Genomic DNA, 19,296 nt, shown 5'->3' on the forward strand with positions numbered 1-19,296 from the left:
AGGGCCGAGGTGAAGACCGGAGCGAGGCTCAGGTCGGCCACGCCAGAAGCGACGTCCGGGCCACGCGCCGCAGCGACTCGCGGCTGGCCCCGGTGGCGGCCTGCACGGCCATCCCCTGCGTGACGGTGGTGAAGTAGCGCGCCAGGTCCGCGCAGTCGACGTGCGCGGGGACGTCACCCTCGCGTTGGCCCTGCTCCAGCCGCTCGCGCAGGGCCTGCTCCCCCGCCGCGCGCCGGGCGGCCAGCTCCCCCTGGATGGGCGCCGCGTCCGCCCCGCTCACCAGCGCGCCCTGCACCGTGATGCAGCCCTTGGGCTCGCGGGGCAGCGTCTGCGCGTCCGCCAGCCCCAGGAGCAGGTGCTCCACGGCCTCCCTGGCCGTGGGCTTCGCGAAGGCGTCGCGGTAGAGGCACAGGTGGCGCTCGACGTAGCGGTCCAGCGCCTTGCGGAACAGGGACTCCTTGTTGCCGAACGCCGCGTAGAGGCTGGGCCGGTTGATGCCGAGCGCCTCCGTCAGGTCCGACAGCGAGGTGCCCTCGTAGCCCTGCCGCCAGAACAGCCGCAGCGCACGGTCCAACGCCTCATCCACGTCGAAACCCCGGGGACGCCCCACCGGGGCGGCTGCCGTCTTTGGTTTCATACCGTTCGATACTAATCCCCTTGACCCGGGCCGGCCAGCGCCGCATATCTGTACCGGCCGGTACGAATCCAATGCGTGCGGCTCGCGTGTCCCGCGCGGAGCGCGCCCGGCGTGCGCCCGATTCAGTACCAATTGGTACACAACCTCATTGAAGGGATGACGAACATGTCGAAGAAGCTCGCAGGCAAGGTGGCGCTGGTGACGGGGGGTTCGCGGGGCATCGGCGCGGCGGCGGCGCGGGCGCTCGCGCGGGAGGGAGCGGACGTGGCCATCAGCTACGTGGCGTCGGCGGAGAAGGCGCAGGCGCTGGTGCGGGAGCTGGAGTCCGAGGGGGTGCGGGCGGCGGCCTTCCAGGCGGACCAGGCGGTGGCGGAGGAGGCGGCGAAGCTCATCCCGGCCGTCGCCGAGCGCTTCGGGCGGCTGGACATCCTGGTGAACAACGCGGGCGTGGCGACGCAGAGTCCCATCGACAACGCGCAGCAGGACGTGGCGGTGCTGGACCGGCAGCACCGGGTCAACGTCACCGGCGTCATCGCGGCCATCCGCGAGGCGGCGAAGGTGATGGGCGAGGGTGGGCGCATCATCACCGTGGGCTCGAGCATCACGGGCCGCGTCGGCATGCCGGGCATGGCGGACTACACGGCGACGAAGGCGGCGGTGGTGGGCTACACCAAGGGCGTGGCGAGAGACCTGGGCGCGCGCGGCATCACGGTCAACGTGGTGCAGCCGGGCTTCACGGACACGGACATGTCCGCGGGGCTGGAGCCGCACAAGCCCGCCATCAACGCGACCATCCCCCTGGGGCGCTTCGGCCGTCCCGAGGAGGTCGCCGAGAGCATCGTGTTCCTCGCCGGACCGGGCGCTTCCTACATCACCGGCGCCGTGCTCGACGTGGACGGAGGCCAGGGCGCGTGAGCACCGTGGGGTGAGGAGATTCCTGGGTGCGAGCGGACCGAGAAGGGACCACTGCTCGGCCCAGGCGCCCTACCTGCGACCGCGGAGAGCATCAGCAAGCCGTAGACGATGACTGCGCGCTCCGAGCGCGTGCCTCGCGCACACATGAGGCCGCAAACGCGGAGCGCTTCACCGTCGCGGAAGGGGCGTGCCACTCCGGACGCTCCGCCTTGTACACTTGAGGGAGCGCGGACGCGGGGCACTTCACCGCGTCGCGCAAAGGGGCGCCCCACGCAGAGCGCCCTGCCCCGCACTCGCGCGGCGCCTCCGTGCAACCGAGAGGGGCGCACCACCGAGGCGCGCCCCCCCTTCTCACCTACTCCACGCGCTCGCGAACCAGCGGGCGCGGCGCGGGCGCGGCATCGCCGAAGCGATAGGCCGCGAGCAGCCGCGCCTTGACGCCCTCGACGGGCGCCTCGTCGTTGTAGTGCACACGCACCACGGGCTCGCCCTTCTTCACCGCCTCGCCCGTCTTCTTCAGCAGCGTGAAGCCCACGGCCGGGTCGATCTTGCTGTCCACCCGCTGTCGGCCCGCGCCGAGCGCCACGCCCGCCAGGCCCACGCCCTCCGTGTCGATGCCCGTCACGAAGCCATCCCGCGGCGCCACCACGTCCACCGTGGCGCGCGCCTGCGGCAAGAGCGAGTAGTCGTCGATGGAGCGCGGGTCTCCGCCCTGCGACTGGACGATCTCCTTCAACTTCCGGATGGCGCTGCCGTCCTCGACGGACTTGCGCAGCTTCTCGCGCGCCTCGTCCACGGTGGCGGCCTTCTTGCCCAGCACCAGCATCTCCGCCGTCAGCGCGTAGGTGATTTCGGTGTAGTCCTCCGGCGCCTCGCCGCGGAGCATGTCCACCGCCTCCATCACCTCCAGCGCGTTGCCCACCTTGCGGCCCAGGGGCTGGTCCATGTCCGTCAGGAGCGCCACCACCTTGCGCCCCATCTCCGCGCCCAGGCCAATCATCGTCTTCGCCAGCGTGCGGGCATCCTCGTCGCGCTTCATGAACGCGCCGCTGCCCACCTTCACGTCCAGCACCAGCGCGTCGATGCCCTCCGCCAGCTTCTTGCTCATGATGGACGAGGCAATCAGCGGGATGCAGTCCACCGTCGCCGTCACGTCACGCAGCGCGTAGAGCTTCTTGTCCGCGGGCGCCACCTGCGCCGTCTGGCCAATCAGGCAGCAGCCCACCTCGCGCACCAGCCGGCGGTACTCGGCCGTGGACAGGTTCACGTTGAAGCCCGGGATGGACTCCAGCTTGTCCAGCGTCCCGCCCGTGTGGCCCAGGCCCCGGCCCGAAATCATCGGCACCGGCACCCCGCACGCGGCCGCCAGGGGCGCCAGGCTGAGCGACACCTTGTCCCCCACGCCGCCCGTCGAGTGCTTGTCCACCTTCACGGCCGGGGTGTCGGACAGGTCCAGCACCTCGCCTGAATTGAGCATGGCCCGAGCCCAGGCCCCCAGTTCCCGGGAGTCCAGCCCCCGGAAGAAGACGGCCATGCACATGGCCGCCATCTGGTAGTCCGCCACCGTTCCCGCCGTATACGCCTGGATGAACGCGGCGATGTCCGCCGGCTCCAGCCGGCCTCCATCCCGCTTTGCCTTGATGAGCTCGTAGGGTTGCACGGGGACTGCCCATACCAGGAACGAGGCCCCCCATGCACTTCCGCGAAAGGCGCCGCCGCATCTGGTAGATAGCCAGCCATGATGCTTCGCCTCCAGGTCCTCGCCCTCACGGCCCTCCTGTGCGCCTGTACCAAGTCCAAGGAGGAGTCGCCCCCCGCGGGCGCTCCCGCCACCTCCCAGCAGGCGGCGAAGAAGCCCCTCCCCGTCGGCCTCGTCATCGACGTGGGCGGCCGGGGTGACCATTCCTTCAACGACGCCGCCCTGCGCGGCCTGGAGCTGTGGGCCGCCGGCAAGCGCTATGAGGGCGGCAAGTACGTGGACGCGGCCCCGGACGAGGTGAGCAAGTCGCTCCCCGCCCACCTGTCCTCCATCGCCGCCACCCTGAAGCCGCTGCCCATCCAGCCCGTGGTCCTCCAGAGCAAGGCCCAGGAGGACTACATCCCCAACCTCCAGTTGCTCGTGGACCGGGGCTCGCAGCTGACCATCGGCAACGGCTACCTGCTGGCCAACGCCGTGCGCACCTCCGCCCAGGAGAACCCGAAGGCGCGCTTCCTGCTCATCGACAGCCAGGTGCTCGACTCGCAGGGCAAGGCGCTGAAGCTGCCCAACGTGCGCACCGTCCTCTTCAAGGAGCACGAGGGCAGCTTCCTCGTGGGCGCGCTGGCGGGCCTGGTGACGAAGACGAACAAGGTGGGCTTCGTGGGCGGCATCGAGGTGCCCCTCATCCAGCGCTTCGAGGTGGGCTACCGCGCGGGCGTGAAGACGACGAAGCCCGAGGCCGCCCAGGCCCTGATGTCCGTCTACACCGGCAGCTTCAACGACATGGCCGCCGGCAAGCAGGTGGCCCAGGACCTCATCGCCAAGGGCGCGGACGTCATCTTCCACGCGGCCGGCTCGGACGGCATCGGCGTCATCCAGGCGGTGAAGGAGGCGCGAGCCGCGGGCAAGAGCGTCTATGCCATCGGCGTGGACTCGGACCAGTCGCACGTGGCGCCGGAGGCCATCCTCACCTCCATGCTGAAGCACACGGACCTGGTCGTGTACCAGACGGCCAAGGACCTGGTGGACGACAAGTTCACCGCCAGCGAGCAGGTGCTGGGCATCAAGGAGAACGGCGTGGCCATGGCCGAGGTGCGGGTGGACTTCCCGGGCAAGGCGGAGGCGCTCCAGAAGGTGGAGGCCTTGCGCCAGCGCATCATCTCCGGCGACATCCAGGTGCCTTCCGTCCCGGCGGACCTCGCCTCCTTCCAGGCCGCCGCGCCCTGATCTCCCTCCGGCACATCCAGAAGCGGTTCGGCGCCGTCACGGCGCTGGACGACGTGTCGCTCGACATCCGCGAGAAGGAGCTGCTCGCCGTCGTGGGCGAGAACGGCGCGGGCAAGTCCAGCCTGATGAACGTCCTCTACGGGCTCTATCACCCGGACTCGGGTGAGGTGTCCGTGGAGGGCGCGCCCGTGCGCCTCAAGAGCCCGCGCGACGCCATCGACCGGGGCATCGGAATGGTGCACCAGCACTTCATGCTCGTGCCCACGCTGACGGTGGCGGAGAACGTGGTGCTCGGCCGCGAGCCCACGCGCCGGGGCCTGTTCGATTACGAGCGCGCCGTCGCGGAGGTGTCCGAGACGTGCGCCCGCTTCGGCTTCGCGCTGGACGCCCGGGCCCGGGTGGACACGCTCACCGTCGGCTCGCAGCAGAAGGTGGAGATCGTCAAGGCGCTGCACCGGGGCGCGCGGGTGCTCATCCTCGACGAGCCCACCGCCGTGCTCACGCCCCAGGAGGCCGACGAGCTGGCGCGCGTGATGCGCGGCCTCGTCGAGCAGGGGCGCTCCGTGGTGCTCATCAGCCACAAGCTCAAGGAAGTGCTCGGCGTGGCGGACCGCATCGCCGTGATGCGCCGGGGCCGGCTGGTCTCCGAGGTGCGCCCGGCGGACACCTCCGCGAGCGCGCTCGCCGCCCTCATGGTGGGCGACACCGCGCGCGCCGCTCCGACGGACACCGCCACGCAGGCCCCCGAGACGCCCTCCACGGGCGAGGTGCTGCTCGAGGTGTCAGGGCTGCAGGCCCAGGGCGACAACGGCCGGCCCGCGCTCCAGGGCGTGGACCTCACGGTGCGCGCGGGCGAAATCGTCGGCATCGCGGGCGTGGACGGCAACGGCCAGCGCGAGCTGGCGGAGGTGCTCACGGGCCTGCGTCCCTTGACGTCGGGCACCGGGACGCTGCTCGGAGGGAAGCTGGCGCACCTGACGCCCGCCCAGGCGCGCGAGCGCGGCGTGGGCCACGTGCCCGAGGACCGGCTGCGCCGCGCGGTGGTGAAGGCGCTCAGCGTGGAGGAGAACATCGCGCTGGGTCGGCACAACCGGCCGCCCTTCGCCAAGGGGCCGTGGATCGACTTCGACGGACGCCGCGCGCGGGCCACGGAGCTGCTCGCCGCCTACGACGTGCGCCCGCCGGAGCCGACGCTGCCGCTGCAGGCCCTGTCCGGTGGCAATCAGCAGAAGGTGGTGGTCGCGCGCGAGCTGGACGCGCGACCCCGCTTGCTGGTGGTGGTGCAGCCCACGCGAGGCCTGGACATCGGCGCGGTGGCCCAGGTGCACGCGAGGCTTCGCGAGGCCCGGGCCCAGGGCACCGGCGTGGTGCTGGTGTCGTTGGACCTGGAAGAGGTGCTGGCGCTGGCGGACCGCGTCTACGTGCTCTTCGAGGGGCGCGTGACGGGCCAGTTCACCCGGCCCGAGTACGACGAGCAGGAGCTGGGACGTCGCATGCTGGGAGCGGAGCCGGGCCATGGGTGAGCGCACGCGGCAGGCCCTGCCGTCGGTGCTGTCGGTGTTGTTGTCGCTGGGGGTGTGCTGGCTGCTCATCGCCTTCACGCGCGACGAGGGCGGCCTCGCCACGGCCACCGCGGCGTACCTCCAGATGCTCTGGGGCGGCGTGGGCGACTGGCCCCGGTTCCTCATCGAGGACGCGCCGGCCACCGTGCTCACGCGTCCGCTGGGCGAGGCGGCCATGAAGGCCGCGCTGCTCACCTTCACCGGGCTGTCGGTGGCGGTGGCCTTCAAGGTGGGCCTGTTCAACATCGGCGCGCAGGGGCAGATGCTGCTGGGCGCGCTCGCCGCCGCGGTGGTGGGCGCGCACGTGGCCCTGCCCTCGGTGCTGCACATCCCCGCGGCGCTGCTGGGCGCGGCGCTGGCCGGGGCCGCGTGGGCGGGCATCGCCGCCCTGCTGCGGCTCTACCGGGGCGTGCACGAGGTCATCTCCACCATCATGCTCAACTGGGTGGCGCTGCGGCTGGTCGACAACTGGCTCGTCGTGGGCCCACTGCGCGGCACAGCGGAGGCCGGCGCCTCCATCACCGGCACCGCCGAAATCCACCCCACCGCGGCGCTGCCGCGCCTGCTGGGTGACGCCTCGCGACTGAACCTGGGCTTCGTGCTGGCCACCCTCGCCGCGGTGGCGGTGTGGGCGTGGCTGACGCGCACGCGCTCGGGCTTCGAGACGCGCGCGGTGGGACTGGGCGACGAGGCCGCGCGCGCCGCCGGCATCCCCGTGGCGCGACGGGCGGGACTCGCCATGGCGCTGGCCGGCGCGCTGTCGGGCCTGGCCGGCGCGGTGCTGGTGCTGGGCACCGAGGGCCGCTACCCGGGCACGCTCGGCGCGCCCTACGGCTTCGACGGCATCGCCATCGCGCTCATCGGAAACAACCATCCGCTGGGCGTGGGCGCCGCGGCGCTGTTCTTCGGCGTGCTGCGCGCGGGCGGCACGCGCATGCAGTTGCTCGACGTGCACAAGAGCTTCCCCGAGCTCATCCAGGGCCTCGCGCTGCTCTTCGTCGCAGGCCGCCTCATCTGGCTGGCCGTGCTGCGCCGGCGCGCCGCGCCCGCCCCCGTCGCCTCGCCCGCCGCGCCCACCGCGCAGGTGCCCCATGCTTGAGGTCCTCCATCGGCTGCTGTTCGCCACGCTGGACGCCGCTCCGGCGCTCGTCTTCGCCGCGCTGGGCGCGGTGCTCTCCGAGCGCGCGGGCGTGGTGGCCGTCGGCGTCGAGGGCATGATGCGCGTGGGCGCCTTCTGCGCCGCCGTCGCCGCGCTCGTCATGCCCACGCCCCTGGCCGTCGTCATGGGCATGCTCGCGGGCGCGGGGCTCGCGGCGGTGCACGGCTTCCTGTGCATCCGCTGGCGCTCGGACCAGGTGGTGTCCGGCATCGCCCTCAACCTGGTGGCCCTGGCCGGCGGCACCTTCCTCCTGGAGACGCACTTCGGCCCCAACGGCACGCCCTCCATCCAGCAGCTCTCCACGTGGGAGCTGCCGGGGCTGTCCTCGGTGCCCGTGCTGGGCGCGCTCTCCGGCCACGCCGCGCCCACGTACCTGGCGCTGCTGCTCCCCGTGCTCCTGCAGCTCGTCCTGACACGCACGCCGCTGGGCCTGCGCCTGCGCGCCGTGGGCGACAAGCCCCACGCGGTCGCCACGCTGGGCCTGTCCGTCCCCGCGCTCAGGTGGGGCGCGGTGCTGGGCGGCGGACTGCTCGCAGGCCTGGGCGGCGCGGTGCTCTCCACCACCGTGTTGGACCGCTTCGAGCAGCACACCCCCGCGGGCCTGGGCTTCATGGCCCTGGCCGCCATGGTCTTCGGACGCTGGACGCCGCTGGGCGCCTTCCTCGCCGCCGCCTTCTTCGCTTTCGGCAACGCGCTCCGGATCGGCCTCGCCTCCAGCGCCCCGGGCCTCCTGGACGTCGTGCCCCAGGGCGTCCTGCTCGCCCTGCCCTACGTCCTCACCCTCGTGGTCCTCACGCTCCAGGGACAGCGAAACAGCACCCCCGCCGCACTCGGCGTCCCATACGAGCAGGAGTCCCGCTGAGCCTCGAATACCCAGGCGGTGTCCTTCTGCACCCGGGTATGAAATGATTCTTGGTCATGGGTGACACCCAGGTGTCGGGTGGCTGACGTCGGCTCCTTCGGGCAATGGAGGAAGCCGACACTCCAACCCCCTGCCGTTACTGGGGTGATCTCCGGGTTTCTCCGGGATTGAGACACAGAGCGTCGACGCACGGTCCGGCACGCGACTGGCATGTAGCCCAGGTGTCGGGCCGCGCCGGGATGGAGGAGGCCACCGGGGGGAGGTTTCATCCATTCAGACGCAAGGTTCGTAGGGACTCCTTGTGAACCCCGGGCCCGGTCGGCCCGGTCAACACGGCGGGGGTGGGTGATGCTGGAGACGACGGGAACGACCGAGGCGTATCGCCCCCGCGTGTTGGCGGTGGACGTGGAGTCAGAGGGCATGGAGCGGCTGTGCTCCATCCTGGCCCCGGCGGGCTATGACGTGCTGCCGGCGGGCGGGGCACAGGCCCATCAGCCCGCGGACCTGGTGCTCCTGGACGTGGAGCGGCCGGGGACGGACGGGCTCGCGGCCTATCGCCGGCTCCAGGCGGAGCTGGGCGGGCCGCCGGTGCCGGTGCTGATGCTGACGCGGCGGGCGGACCGCCAGACGCGGCGTCAGGTGCTGGAGGCCGGGGTGGATGATCTGCTCACCACCGAGCCGCTGGACCCGCTGGAGCTGAAGGTCCGCGTGCACACGCTCCTGGAGCTCAAGGCGCACCGCGAGCGCGGCGGCCAGCGGGCCGAGGAGCTGCTGGACCCGCGCACCCGCTGGGTGGAGATGGAGCGGCTGGCGCGCGTGGGCACGCTGGCGGCGGACGTGGCGCAGAACCTGGGCCACATCGGCGAGGGCCTGCAGCGGGCGCTGGGGCACGTGCGCGAGCGCGCGGTGCAGGGCCTGCCGCCGGACGCCGAGGAGCTCAAGAAGCTGGGCGTGGCGGGCGAGCAGATGCGGCTGTACGGCCAGCACCTGCTGTCGCTGGGCCCCACCAACCCCAAGGACATCCAGCGCTTCGACCTGCGGGAGCTGGTCCCCGCGGTGGTGGAGCGCCTGCGGGACAACGGCCGGCTGCTCACCGCCGAGGTGACGGTGGTGCTGCCCGAGGACCCCATCGCGGTGGTGTTCAACCGCCGTCAGCTGGAGCAGGTGCTGGTGGAGCTGCTCGCCAACGCGGCCGAGGCGGTGGAGTGCGTGATGGACCGCCCGCGCCGCATCCACGTGGGCGTGGAGATGCCGGACATGTTCGGCGACTTCGGCCCGCGCCTCTTCGTGAAGGACACGGGCATCGGCATCTTCGAGGACGAGCTGCAGGCCGTCTTCGAGCCCTACTACACGACGAAGCCGCCGGAGAAGGGCGCCGGCCTGGGCCTCACCGTGGCGCGCGCCCTGGTGGAGTCCATGGGCGGCAAGCTCACGGTGCAGAGCCGGGTCAACCTGGGCAGCACCTTCACGGTGGAGCTGCCCGAGCAGACGTCCTCCTGGTAGCCGCGCCTAGAAGCGGTAGGCGATGCCGAAGAGGGCCTCCATGGCGAACTCGCTCTCGTCCCAGTCGGGGATGAGGGCGGGCCCCATGCGCAGGTTGAAGGACACGGCCAGCTTGCTGTCGATGAAGTACTCCAGGCCGCCGCCCACCAGGATGGGGATGACGGGGCCGATGCTCCGGCCGAAGTACACGTGGAAGGGCATGTCCAGGCCCACGTTCACCATCAGCGCGCTGCTGACGGGGATGCCCACCACGAAGGCCACCGGCAGCGCCAGGCCCACGTCCGTGTCGCCGTCATCGAAGTAGAACAGCGGCCCGGGCTGGAAGGTGAGCGCGAAGGAGACGTTGTTCGCCTTCGCCAGCTCCACGCGCAGCCAGCCCTGCAGCTTGATGCCGGGAGAGGTGTGGCGCACCCAGCCCTCACGGCCCCAGTTGAAGCTGAACTTGCCGCCGATATCGACCTTCTCCGACGTGCCGTGGAGCACGCCCAGGGTGAGGCCCGGCCAGCCAATCTGACCCGAGAAGGCCGTGTTGCCCCGCCCCAGGGTGTCGGCGGCGAGGATGGACCAGCCCTGCCCACGCGCCAGCGCGGTGCCGGGGAGGGCCAGGAGACAAGTGAGGAGGAGTCCAGGGACGAGGCGCTTCACACGATGCCTTTCGGTGAGGGGCCGCGGCGACTGCGCGCGGCCAGGGGTGTGGAGTTGAGGAGTGATTCAGGACTCAGGTGGGTTGGCCCCGCTCACGGGCCAGGGCCACGAAGGCGTCGATGAAGGCGGTCAGCCGGGACTCGGCGCGCGCGCGGGCCTGGGCCAGGGGCTCGCCCGCGGCGGGCGTCTCCTTGCGCTCGAAGTAGTATTTGATTTTGGGCTCGGTGCCGGACGGACGCAGGGTGACGCGGCCGCCGCCCTCCAGCTCCAGCGCGAGCACATTGGACGGAGGCAGGCCGTTGACGCCGCGCTGGTAGTCGAGCACCGCGCGCACCGCCTCGCCACCGATGTGCGAGGGAGGCCTGGCCCGGAACGCGTCCATGATGCCGCGGATGGCCTGCGCGCCGGCAGCGCCCGGCAGCGTGACGTTGCGCTGGGCGCCGACGTAGAGGCCGTGCTTGCGCTGAATCTCCTCCAGGTACCCGAGCACCGTGGTGCCCCGGGCCTCGCACCACGCGGCCAGGTCCGCCATGACGAGCGCCGCGCCGACGCCGTCCTTGTCGCGCGTCACGGTGCCGGCGGTGTAGCCGAGCGCCTCCTCGTAGCCGAAGACGAACTGCGTGCCCTCGGCCTGCTCGCGCTCCAGCGCGCGGTTGGCGATCCACTTGAAGCCCGTGAGCACCTCGTCATAGGCCGCGTCCAGCGAGCGGGCGATGTCACCCAGCTGCGTGGAGGAGACGATGGTGGTGACGACATGCGGCCGGGCGCGCTTGGTCCCCTGGGTCAGGAGATAATGCCCCAGCAGCACGCCCACCTCGTTGCCGGTGAGCATGCGCAGGCCGCCCGTGGACTCGCGCGCCATGACGGCCAGCCGGTCCGCGTCCGGGTCATTGGCGAGCACCAGGTCCGCCTTCACGCGCTCGGCGGTGGCGCGCGACAGGTCCATGGCGCCGGGCTCCTCCGGGTTGGGGAAGCGCACCGTGGGGAAGCGCCCGTCCGGCTGCTGCTGCTCGGCCACCGGGGTGAAGCGCGGGAAGCCCGCGTCGCGAAGGGCCCGCTCCGCCCAGACGCCGCCCACGCCGTGCATCGCCGTGTAGACGATGGACAGCGTCGACGAGCCCTTCTTGTGCACGCGCAGGCCCAGGATGGCACGCAGGTACTCATCCCCCATCGAGTCTGGCAGGTCGCGCCACAGGCCCTGCTTGCGCGCGGCGTCCGGCGCGAGCAGCGGCACCCGGTTGGCGGGCTCCACCTTCGCGATGGCCGCGGCGATGCCCGTGTCGTGCGGGGGGATGATTTGAGCGCCGTTGCCCCAGTACACCTTGTAACCGTTGTACTCGGGTGGATTGTGGCTGGCCGTCACCATGATGGCGGCCGCGGCGTTGAGGTTCAGGCACGCGTACGCGGTGAGCGGCGTGGGCACGGGCTCAGGGAAGACGTGCGCGGGGATGCCCTCGGCGGCGAGCACGGCGGCGGTGTCCTCGGCCAGCTCCGCGCTCAGCCGGCGCGCGTCCCGTCCCACCACCACGCCCCGGGTGGCGACGTCCGGCACCTGCGCCTTGAGGTAGCGCGCCAAGCCCGCGGTGGTGCGCCGAACCACGGCGCGGTTCATCCGGTTGGGGCCGGCGCCCAGCACGCCGCGCAGGCCCGCGGTGCCGAACTCCAGGTCCCCCACGAAGCGGTCCGCCAGCTCCGCCTCGTCATTGGCGGCGAGCAGCCGCGCCAGCTCCTCGGCGGTGGTGGGGTCCGGGTCCGCCAGGCGCCACGCCTCTGCCCGCTCTCTCAATCCGCTGTCGCTCATGGAGCCTCGTTGCCTCGTGTCTCGAAAGAGGGCGCACGCGACGTCGTGCCCGGGCGCCTGTGGGGTTTCAGGAGTAGTCGGTGAGCTTGCGGCGGGTGGCGCGGCCCTTGGGGCCGTCCTTGCCGCCCTGGCACGTGACGCACAGCTCGGCGTAGGGCATGGCCCTGAGGCGACCGAGCGGAATCTCGTCGCCGCACTCCTCGCAGTCCCCGAAGGAGTCCGGCTCGTCGCGCAGCTTGCCCAGCGCCTTGAGCACGCGGGCCAGCACGCCGTCCATGTTCCGGTTCCGGTTGGAGGCGATGGCCTGCATCATCTCGTTGAGGGGCTGCTCGTCCTCGTCGCCGCCGATGCGCGCATCGTCGGTGCGGTTGGGCTCTATCTTCGCCGGCACCTTCTCCGTCAGCTCGGAGTGCAGCGCCAGCAGCAGGGCCTTGAGTTCGTCTCGCTGTTTCGCGTTCATCGAGGGCCCGCCGGTTCAGTACTTCGCGGTGGAGACCTGCCCGTTGACGATGGCCACCGACGCGGACGCACCCAGTCGGTTTGCGCCCGCGCGCAGCATCTTCAGCGCGTCCTCGGAGGAGCGGATGCCGCCGGAGGCCTTCACGCCCACGTCGTCGCCCACCGTCAGCCGCATCAGCGCCACGTCCTCCACCGTCGCCCCGCCCGAGCCGAAGCCCGTGGAGGTCTTCACGAAGGCGGCGCCCGCGGACTTCGACAGCAGGCAGCCGAAGACCTTCTCCTCGTCCGTGAGCAGCGACGTCTCGAGGATGACCTTCACCGGCACCGGACGGCACGCGTCCACCACCGCGCGGATGTCCTGGAACACGAGCGCGTGCTCGCGCGCCTTGAGCGCGCCGACGTTGAGCACCATGTCGATTTCACGCGCGCCGGCGCGGATGGCTTCGCGCGCCTCGAAGGCCTTGGCCGAGGAGAGGCTGGCGCCCAGGGGGAAGCCCACCACGGCGATGGGCACCGTCCTGGAGCCGGCGAGCACCTTCGCCGCGGTGGCCACCTGCGCGCTGTTCACGCACACGGTGGCGAAGCCATGCTCACGCGCCTCGCGGGCCACCTTCGCCACGTCCTCGGCGCGGGCCTCGGGCTTGAGCAGCGTGTGGTCGATGTACGGCGCCAGGTCCGCGGCCGAGCGGATGGAGGCCGGGTCCACGCGGGCCGTTGCGGGCGGAGCGAGGTCGACAGGGAACTCGCCGGGCGAGTCCTCCCGGGTGGCCGTCCACTCGGACACGTGGCGGCGGACCTGGTCGGCGAGCTCCTCGACGAACTTGGAGAGGTCCTTGGAGTCGGACATGGCGGCCCCTTAGCCCACTTCGCGGTCCTCGGGAAGCGCTCGGGAGAGTCGTTCGTTTCCCGCGCACACCTGACGTGCCGAGGGTGGGAGCGTGGCGGTAGAGTCCCCTTCGTGATGTCCCGTCTCCGCTGGTTCCGTCTCCTCGCCCTCCTGCTCGCCGCGCTGCCAGGTCTCGCCGCGGGCCTGCCCTCCCCCTTCACCGCGACGTCCGACAAGCCGCTGACGGTCCACTTCCTCGACGTGGGCCAGGGCGACGCGGCCCTCGTCATCTCGCCCACGGGCAAGACGGTGCTCATCGACGGCGGCCCGCCCGAGGCGCGCGAGCGGCTCAACAAGCGCCTGCGCGAGCTGGTGAACGGGCCGCTGGACCTGGTCATCCTCACGCACCCGCACCTGGACCACCTGGGTGGGCTCGCGCAGACCTTGCGCACGATTGGGGCCCGGCGGTTCATGGACCCCGGCTTCGACCACCCCAGCGAGGCGTACCGCGACCTGCTGGAGGTCGTCGGGGACACGGTGGGCCAGGTGATGAACCCCGAGCCGAGTCCCTCGTCCCCCAACGGGCTGCTCACCATCGGCCTGGGCGAGGGCGTCTCGCTCAGCGTGCTCTGGCCGCGCGCGCCCAAGGAGCCCTTCCTCGTCGGCACGCGCTCGGATGCGAACTCCAACTCCATCGTCGCGAAGCTGACGTATGGGAAGACGGCCTTCCTGCTCGTCGGTGACGCGGAGCCAGACACGGAGGGCATGCTGCTCAAGAAGGGGCTGGACCTGAGCACCACCGTGCTGAAGGTGGCGCACCACGGAGGCCGTCACTCCTCCACCGCCGCGTTCCTCGACGCCGCGAAGCCCCAGGCCGCCGTCATCTCCTGCGGGGCGAAGAACGACTACGGCCACCCCGCACAGGAGACGCTGGAGCGCCTGGGCGCGGTGGGCGCGCACGTGCTGCGCACGGACCGGGACGGAGAGGTGGTGGCCGCCAGCAACGGCCACACCGTCACGCTGCGCACCCACGGCGGCGACGGGGCCATGGTGGTGGTGTCGGGCGGCCAGGGGCTCGCTCCCTCCATCCCCGTCCTGGTGCCGCCCCCGGCGCCCGAGACGAAACGTCCGGGGGCCGGTGCGCGACAATCCCGCGACGACACGGGTGGAGCCTCGTCCCGAGGCGGCTCCGAGGGCCAGGAGCGCTACATCGGCCTCAAGGGCAGCAAGGTATTCCACCGCGAGACGTGCTCCACCCTGAAGCGTTCCAAGTCGGAGCGCACCGTGTACCCGAACCGCGAAGCCGCCCTGCGCGAGCGTCGCCCCTCCGAGGATTGCCATCCATGAGTTCGCGCCTACTCGCCCTGCTGAGCACCCTGCTCGTCCTGGGGGCCTGCAAGGAGCCCGCGCCGGACCCCGCCGCCCGAGCCCCGGAGGCCCGGCGCTACTTCGGCGCGGCCCCGGACGGGAAGCTGCGCGTCTACTTCTTCGACGTGGGCCAGGGGGACGCGGCGCTCATCGTGGCGCCCAACGGCACCACGGTGCTGGTGGACTCGGGTCCTGAGAGCGCCTCCCGGCACCTAGTGAACCGCCTGCCGGAGCTGCTCACCAAGCCCCTGGACCTGGTGGTCCTCACGCATCCCCACGTGGACCACCACGGCGCGCTGGACGCGGTGCTGCGCCGGGTGGGGGCCCGCCAGTTGATGGAGCCGCAGCTGCCCACCGCGCCGCCGGACTACGACGCGCTGCTCACGAAGCTCGGTGAGCGCCGGGTGCAGGTCGTCTCCCCCGCGCCCCCCACGTCCACGCCCAACGCGCCCCAGCGCATCAACCTGGGGGACGGCGTGTCGCTGACCATCCTGTGGCCCCGTGCGCCCAGCGAGCCGCTGCTGGACGCGCCCTCGGCCGCGCTGGAGGTCAACTCCATCGTCATGCGCCTGTCGTACGGCGAGACGTCGGTGCTGTTCACCGGTGATGCGCTGGCGCAGACGGAGGCGTACCTGCTCGCGCGTGAAGTGCCAGTGCAGTCCACCCTGCTCAAGGTGGGGGCGCACGGGCTCGATACCGCCACCACGGCGGCGTTCCTCACGCGCGTGGGGGCTCGCGCCGCCGTCATCTCCGTGGGCGCGGGCAATGCGTTCAAGGCGCCGGCGCCCGCCACACTGGAGCGCCTCAAGGCCGCGCACCTGGAGGTGTTCCGCACCGACGAGCACGGCGAGGTGCAGGTGGTCAGCGACGGCAAGTCGTTGGTTATCTCTCCGCAGCGGCTCAAGCAGGGCACGCCCAGCGACATGCGCTACACGCTGGTGGGCCAGGGCCCCACGCCGCTCCCGGACTTCTGGGCCGGCAAGCCCCTGGTCGAGAAGAAGCCCGTCGTCGAGGAGGTGCCCGTCGAGCCGGTGAAGACGACCGAGGCTCCAGCGGCTCCGCCCAAGGAGGAGCGCAACAACAAGAAGTACAAGGGGCCGTACCACGCGAGCCGCAAGCGCGACAAATTCCACATCCCCGACTGCGACGGCGCGCGGAAGATCCACGCCGAGAACCTCATCATCTACAAGACGCGCGAGGAGGCCATTCGTGAGCGGCGGCCCGCGCAGGACTGCAACCCGTGAAGAAGAAACCCACCCAGTCGCGGGCCACCCTGGACCGCATCGAAGATGAGGTCGCAGTGCTCATCGTGGACGGGCAAGAGGTGACCAGGCCCCTCGCCTCGCTCCCCGAGGGCGCGCGTGAAGGCGACGTCATCCACCTGGAGACAATGACGGTGGACCCGGAGGCCACCGAGGCGCTGCGCGAGGAGGTGCGCGCGGCGCGCGAGCGGGCGAAGAAGGGCAAGACGCCGCCACCGGGCGACTTCGACCTCTGAGCGGGGCGTGGCGCGCCTCAGCGCCCGCGGCGCGCTGGGCCTCGGCATCACCGAGGTCCACCCTCCAGCGAGCGCCTGAGCCTCGCACGCGGGGCGACGCGAGGCTCGCAGGTGGACTCCCCCGCGCCGCCGCCGAGCACCCCTCTCCAGGGTCGCTTTGGAGGGCGACGGGCCCGGCGGAGACCTCAGGTGACGGCTTCGTGTCGCTCGGTGACCCCCTGGTACTGATAGGCGCCGCCGTCATACGGAGTGACGGCGTCGTCGGCCTTCTTGGTGCAAGCCGCGGCGGTGGGGTCGAAGGCCTGGTACTGCCCCTTGTCGTCCTTGAACTCCACCCACGCATGGTCGCCCTGGGCCGTCTTGCCGAAGACCACGCGCGCATCCACGCCGGCCTTCTCGAAGCGCTGCTCGGCCTCGATGGCCATGTCCACGCAGACCCCGGCCTTGCTCGCGTCGAAGTTGCTGGCGTTCTTCATGGCGGCGTCCCACGTCTTGCCACCCGAGTAGTCGTACTTCCAGGACGTGGCCTCCTTCGCGATGTCCTGGGCCACCGCGTCCGCGCTCTTGCCCGAGGATGGACGCTTCGCGTCCTGAGCCTGCACGGGAGCCGGAGCCGGCGCGGGCTGGGGCGGCCTGGCCTTGGCCGGCTCGAAGCTGTCGCGGCTCCAGTTCTGCTGGAAGCTCCGCGACTCGGTGGGCTTCGGGCACGAGCCCTTCCCACCGTCGCCCTTCAGCAGGGACTCCTCCGTCAGGCCCAGCTTCTTCAGCAGCGCGGCGAACTCCTGGGGCTGCTTCGCGGAGTCCACCGTCTTCACCGCCGAGCCATCCGGGTTGACGACCTTCACCACGACACCTCGCGGAGCCTGGGCGGCTTCGGGCAGGCGCTTCGCACAGGAGGAGGAGGTCGGACGCGACAGGGAGGAGATCGCCATGGGACAGGGCCTCTCGGAGCCAAAAGGGGAGGCTCATCCCCAAAGCACCGCGCGTGCCAGTCCTGATGCGACCTGGGATGGGCGCCAAGCTCCCGTACTTCCTGGGCCCGTGGACAGGTCCTCCTCCGCGAAGGCCCGCGTCGCTGGTGACAGCCGTTGGCGGGGTGATGTGCGGAGGCATCACCCCACGCGCGCGTCACGGGCCTTGGCCGGGAGCGCTCGCACCGGAGGGGCGAGGACGCCCGTGCTCCCGTCCGACGGCCGCGGCTCGAGGCCCGTGGCCTCCTCTCGAGACGAGGAGGCCACCCAGGCCGAACCAGACGCGCTACCGACCGGAGAGGACCAGCGGAATCTCCAGCTCGATGTCCTCGCCGGAGAAGCTGGAGAACGTCATGCGCCGGGCGCGCTCACGGATGCACGAGCCCACCGCGTTCGCGTTGCCGTTGAGCTCCTTGCGGTCGAACTTCGCCTCCTTCACCGCGCCGGACGTGCCCACCGTCGCCGTGAGCGTCGCCTTGCCGCCCTTGTAGGACGGGTTGCGCTTGAGCTCCTGCTCCACGCAGTCGCGGAACGAGGTCTGCGCCTGCTCCACCACGCGCTCCACCTCCTCGTCCGACGGCCCGCCGACGTCCTCCGAGTCCGCCGCCGCGACCTCCGCCCCCTCGCGAACCTCCGGGGCGACGTCCTTCTTCTCCGCGTCGTTGTAGACGGCCTGCACCTGCTCCTGCGTCGGAGCCGCAGCCGCTCCTTCCGCGCCCGGCGTGGGCTCGGCGGCCTTCGGCTCCACCGCCTTGGGCTCGGTGGGGACCGGCGCGGCCTGAGGCGGCGCCTTCGGAATCGGAGCGACCGGAGGCGGCGTGTTGCCCAGGAGCTTGTCGCGCAGCGCGCCCACACCCGCGCCGGTGAAGACGGACTGCTCCACCGCCTGCCCCTGCGCATCCACCGTGGTGACCTTCAGCGGCATCACCCCGAGCGCCTCCGACAACACGTAGGCGACGACCAGCGGCAGCAGGAGCACCAGCAGCACGACGGCGACGTACTTCATCGGCGAGTTGCGCCGCGTCACGCCTGCCTTCTTGGCCACCTGGCGCGTGTTCTCGCGAGGATCACGCTTCGCGGGCGCCTGGGTCTCCTCACCGCCTTCCTCGCCCTGCGAGTCGTCGTACGGATTGCCGCCCTGCGCCTCGTCCTGCTCTCCACCCTTCTCGGGCAGATCCAGGTCGGAGAACAGCTCGTTGAGCGGCGCGGCGGTCGCGGCTGGCGCGGCGCCCTTGCGACCCGCGGGCTGCGGCTGGTTCCGGGGGTCCGGCTCGCCGAAGTACGTCGTGTCCGGATCCTCCTCCGGCACCCACTGGCGCGCCGACTGAGGCTCCTCCGGCTCGGGCTGCTGGAAGGCCTGCGGCTCCGGCTCCTGAGGGAACTGGGGCTCCGGCTCGGAGAAGACCGGATGCTGCGGCTCCGGCTCGCGGCGAGCGGGCGCGGGCTTCGCGGCGGCGCGCGCGGGCGGCTCCGCCACGGGAGGCGGCGGGGGCGGCGGAGGAGGCTCCGGCGCGGGCGGGGGAACGAACAGACCGGCGAGCTCCGGCACGTCCGCGCCGCGCTTCCAGTCCGCCATGCCCTGCTGCCAGAAGAAGCTCCGGCCGCTGATGGTGCCCGTGGCGATGAGCTCGCGCAGGGCACCCTCGTCCAGCGGGCCCTCCTGCTTGTTCTTCACCATCACGAACCAGGGCGAGCCCGTGGCGCGCAAGGGCGCGGCCCTGGTGGGCTCATCGTCCCAGGGCGTCTGGAGCGCCGCGGGCGGCGCCTTGGCCACCGGTGGCGCGGAGGCCACCGGCGCGGGGACGCTGACGGACGGGTCGGCCAGGGAGCGCTCTTGCGCCCTGAGCCGCTCCACGTCCGCGAGCGACACCACGCGGGTGCTCTCTTCTTCGGCGGGTCCTTCGACGGTGATGACGTTCTGGCAGTTCTTGCAACGGACCTTGACCGTCTTGCCGCGGACTTTTTCGTCCGCAATGGAGTACCGCTTCTGGCAATTGTCGCAGGTGAAGTTCAAGGGGAGCGTCCGGCTCGCGGGGGGAAAACGAGGTCCCGGATGCTACCGCTAGAAATCTCCCGCGCAAACCAATCGGTTGACTCCGCCGTGCGGCCCAACTATGGAGCCCGCCTCTGCCCCTGTCTTCTCTCGCCTTATTCAGAAGGTGGC

The 19,296-nt window shown here is 71.6% G+C and carries 17 protein-coding genes; 9 read left to right on the forward strand and 8 right to left on the reverse strand.

All coding sequences use genetic code 11. The features are described from left to right. Positions 1 to 28: 28 nt before the first annotated feature. A complete protein-coding gene (locus tag AC6JA9_RS32605) occupies positions 29 to 637 on the reverse strand; it encodes a TetR/AcrR family transcriptional regulator (RefSeq protein ID WP_223748184.1) in 609 nt (202 codons plus the stop codon). Between the two features lie 165 nt (positions 638 to 802). Between AC6JA9_RS32605 and AC6JA9_RS32610 the strand changes: the two genes are divergently transcribed. Then, entirely contained in the window at positions 803 to 1,552 is a 750-nt protein-coding gene (locus AC6JA9_RS32610; protein WP_223748183.1) for an SDR family NAD(P)-dependent oxidoreductase, read from the forward strand. A gap of 355 nt (positions 1,553 to 1,907) precedes the next feature. Here AC6JA9_RS32610 and AC6JA9_RS32615 read toward each other — a convergent pair whose 3' ends face one another. After that, entirely contained in the window at positions 1,908 to 3,212 is a 1,305-nt protein-coding gene (locus AC6JA9_RS32615; protein ID WP_483578538.1) for a thymidine phosphorylase, read from the reverse strand. 78 nt (positions 3,213 to 3,290) lie between these two features. Here AC6JA9_RS32615 and AC6JA9_RS32620 point away from each other — a divergent pair, with 78 nt between their 5' ends. The 5 genes from AC6JA9_RS32620 to AC6JA9_RS32640 all read left to right on the forward strand — a co-directional run bounded on the left by AC6JA9_RS32620 (position 3,291) and on the right by AC6JA9_RS32640 (position 9,564). Further along, a complete protein-coding gene (locus AC6JA9_RS32620) occupies positions 3,291 to 4,478 on the forward strand; it encodes a BMP family lipoprotein (RefSeq protein ID WP_223748181.1) in 1,188 nt (395 codons plus the stop codon). A 53-nt stretch (positions 4,479 to 4,531) separates the two neighbouring features. Beyond that, the gene (locus AC6JA9_RS32625) at positions 4,532 to 6,001 is read left to right on the forward strand and encodes an ABC transporter ATP-binding protein (RefSeq protein ID WP_223748180.1); all 1,470 of its coding nucleotides are present in this window, start codon (positions 4,532 to 4,534) and stop codon (positions 5,999 to 6,001) included. Further along, the gene (locus AC6JA9_RS32630; protein WP_497958343.1) at positions 5,994 to 7,139 is read left to right on the forward strand and encodes an ABC transporter permease; all 1,146 of its coding nucleotides are present in this window, start codon (positions 5,994 to 5,996) and stop codon (positions 7,137 to 7,139) included. Before AC6JA9_RS32625 ends, AC6JA9_RS32630 begins: the two co-directional genes overlap by 8 nt. Then, on the forward strand, positions 7,132 to 8,061 hold the full coding sequence (locus AC6JA9_RS32635; RefSeq protein ID WP_046715597.1) for an ABC transporter permease: 930 nt from the start codon (positions 7,132 to 7,134) through the stop codon (positions 8,059 to 8,061). Before AC6JA9_RS32630 ends, AC6JA9_RS32635 begins: the two co-directional genes overlap by 8 nt. Positions 8,062 to 8,409: 348 nt before the next feature. Then, complete coding sequence (locus AC6JA9_RS32640) at positions 8,410 to 9,564, forward strand: sensor histidine kinase (RefSeq protein WP_267699847.1); 1,155 nt, start codon at positions 8,410 to 8,412, stop codon at positions 9,562 to 9,564. A gap of 6 nt (positions 9,565 to 9,570) precedes the next feature. On the opposite strand, the gene AC6JA9_RS32645 is transcribed toward AC6JA9_RS32640, so the two are convergent. From AC6JA9_RS32645 to deoC, 4 genes are all read right to left on the reverse strand, one after another. Next, positions 9,571 to 10,209, reverse strand: a complete 639-nt coding sequence (locus AC6JA9_RS32645) for a hypothetical protein (protein WP_473567666.1) — start codon at positions 10,207 to 10,209, stop codon at positions 9,571 to 9,573. Positions 10,210 to 10,282: 73 nt separating this feature from the next. Beyond that, positions 10,283 to 12,010, reverse strand: coding sequence for a phospho-sugar mutase (locus tag AC6JA9_RS32650; protein WP_408889476.1), 1,728 nt, complete (start codon positions 12,008 to 12,010; stop codon positions 10,283 to 10,285). Between the two features lie 67 nt (positions 12,011 to 12,077). Continuing rightward, the gene (locus AC6JA9_RS32655; protein ID WP_046715601.1) at positions 12,078 to 12,470 is read right to left on the reverse strand and encodes a TraR/DksA family transcriptional regulator; all 393 of its coding nucleotides are present in this window, start codon (positions 12,468 to 12,470) and stop codon (positions 12,078 to 12,080) included. Positions 12,471 to 12,485: 15 nt separating this feature from the next. Then, positions 12,486 to 13,316, reverse strand: coding sequence for a deoxyribose-phosphate aldolase (gene deoC / locus AC6JA9_RS32660; protein WP_473567669.1), 831 nt, complete (start codon positions 13,314 to 13,316; stop codon positions 12,486 to 12,488). A gap of 114 nt (positions 13,317 to 13,430) precedes the next feature. On the opposite strand from deoC, the gene AC6JA9_RS32665 reads away from it, so the two are divergent. Genes AC6JA9_RS32665 through AC6JA9_RS32675 form a run of 3 tightly spaced genes read left to right on the forward strand, consistent with a single transcriptional unit; the run spans position 13,431 to position 16,161 of the window. After that, positions 13,431 to 14,642, forward strand: a complete 1,212-nt coding sequence (locus AC6JA9_RS32665) for an MBL fold metallo-hydrolase (protein ID WP_408891823.1) — start codon at positions 13,431 to 13,433, stop codon at positions 14,640 to 14,642. Further along, positions 14,639 to 15,907: a ComEC/Rec2 family competence protein gene (locus AC6JA9_RS32670; RefSeq protein WP_408889474.1), complete on the forward strand. Its 1,269-nt coding sequence runs from the start codon at positions 14,639 to 14,641 to the stop codon at positions 15,905 to 15,907. The genes AC6JA9_RS32665 and AC6JA9_RS32670 overlap by 4 nt, the downstream gene beginning before the upstream one ends. Next, complete coding sequence (locus AC6JA9_RS32675) at positions 15,904 to 16,161, forward strand: DUF3006 domain-containing protein (RefSeq protein WP_223748173.1); 258 nt, start codon at positions 15,904 to 15,906, stop codon at positions 16,159 to 16,161. Before AC6JA9_RS32670 ends, AC6JA9_RS32675 begins: the two co-directional genes overlap by 4 nt. Before the next feature lie 185 nt (positions 16,162 to 16,346). On the opposite strand, the gene AC6JA9_RS32680 is transcribed toward AC6JA9_RS32675, so the two are convergent. Together AC6JA9_RS32680 and AC6JA9_RS32685 are read right to left on the reverse strand one after the other, a co-directional pair. Next, positions 16,347 to 17,093, reverse strand: a complete 747-nt coding sequence (locus AC6JA9_RS32680; RefSeq protein ID WP_497958344.1) for a transglutaminase domain-containing protein — start codon at positions 17,091 to 17,093, stop codon at positions 16,347 to 16,349. A gap of 325 nt (positions 17,094 to 17,418) precedes the next feature. Then, a complete protein-coding gene (locus AC6JA9_RS32685; RefSeq protein ID WP_248541925.1) occupies positions 17,419 to 19,146 on the reverse strand; it encodes an AgmX/PglI C-terminal domain-containing protein in 1,728 nt (575 codons plus the stop codon). Between the last annotated feature and the right edge of the window lie 150 nt (positions 19,147 to 19,296).

The organism is Myxococcus sp. MH1, from assembly GCF_059738865.1.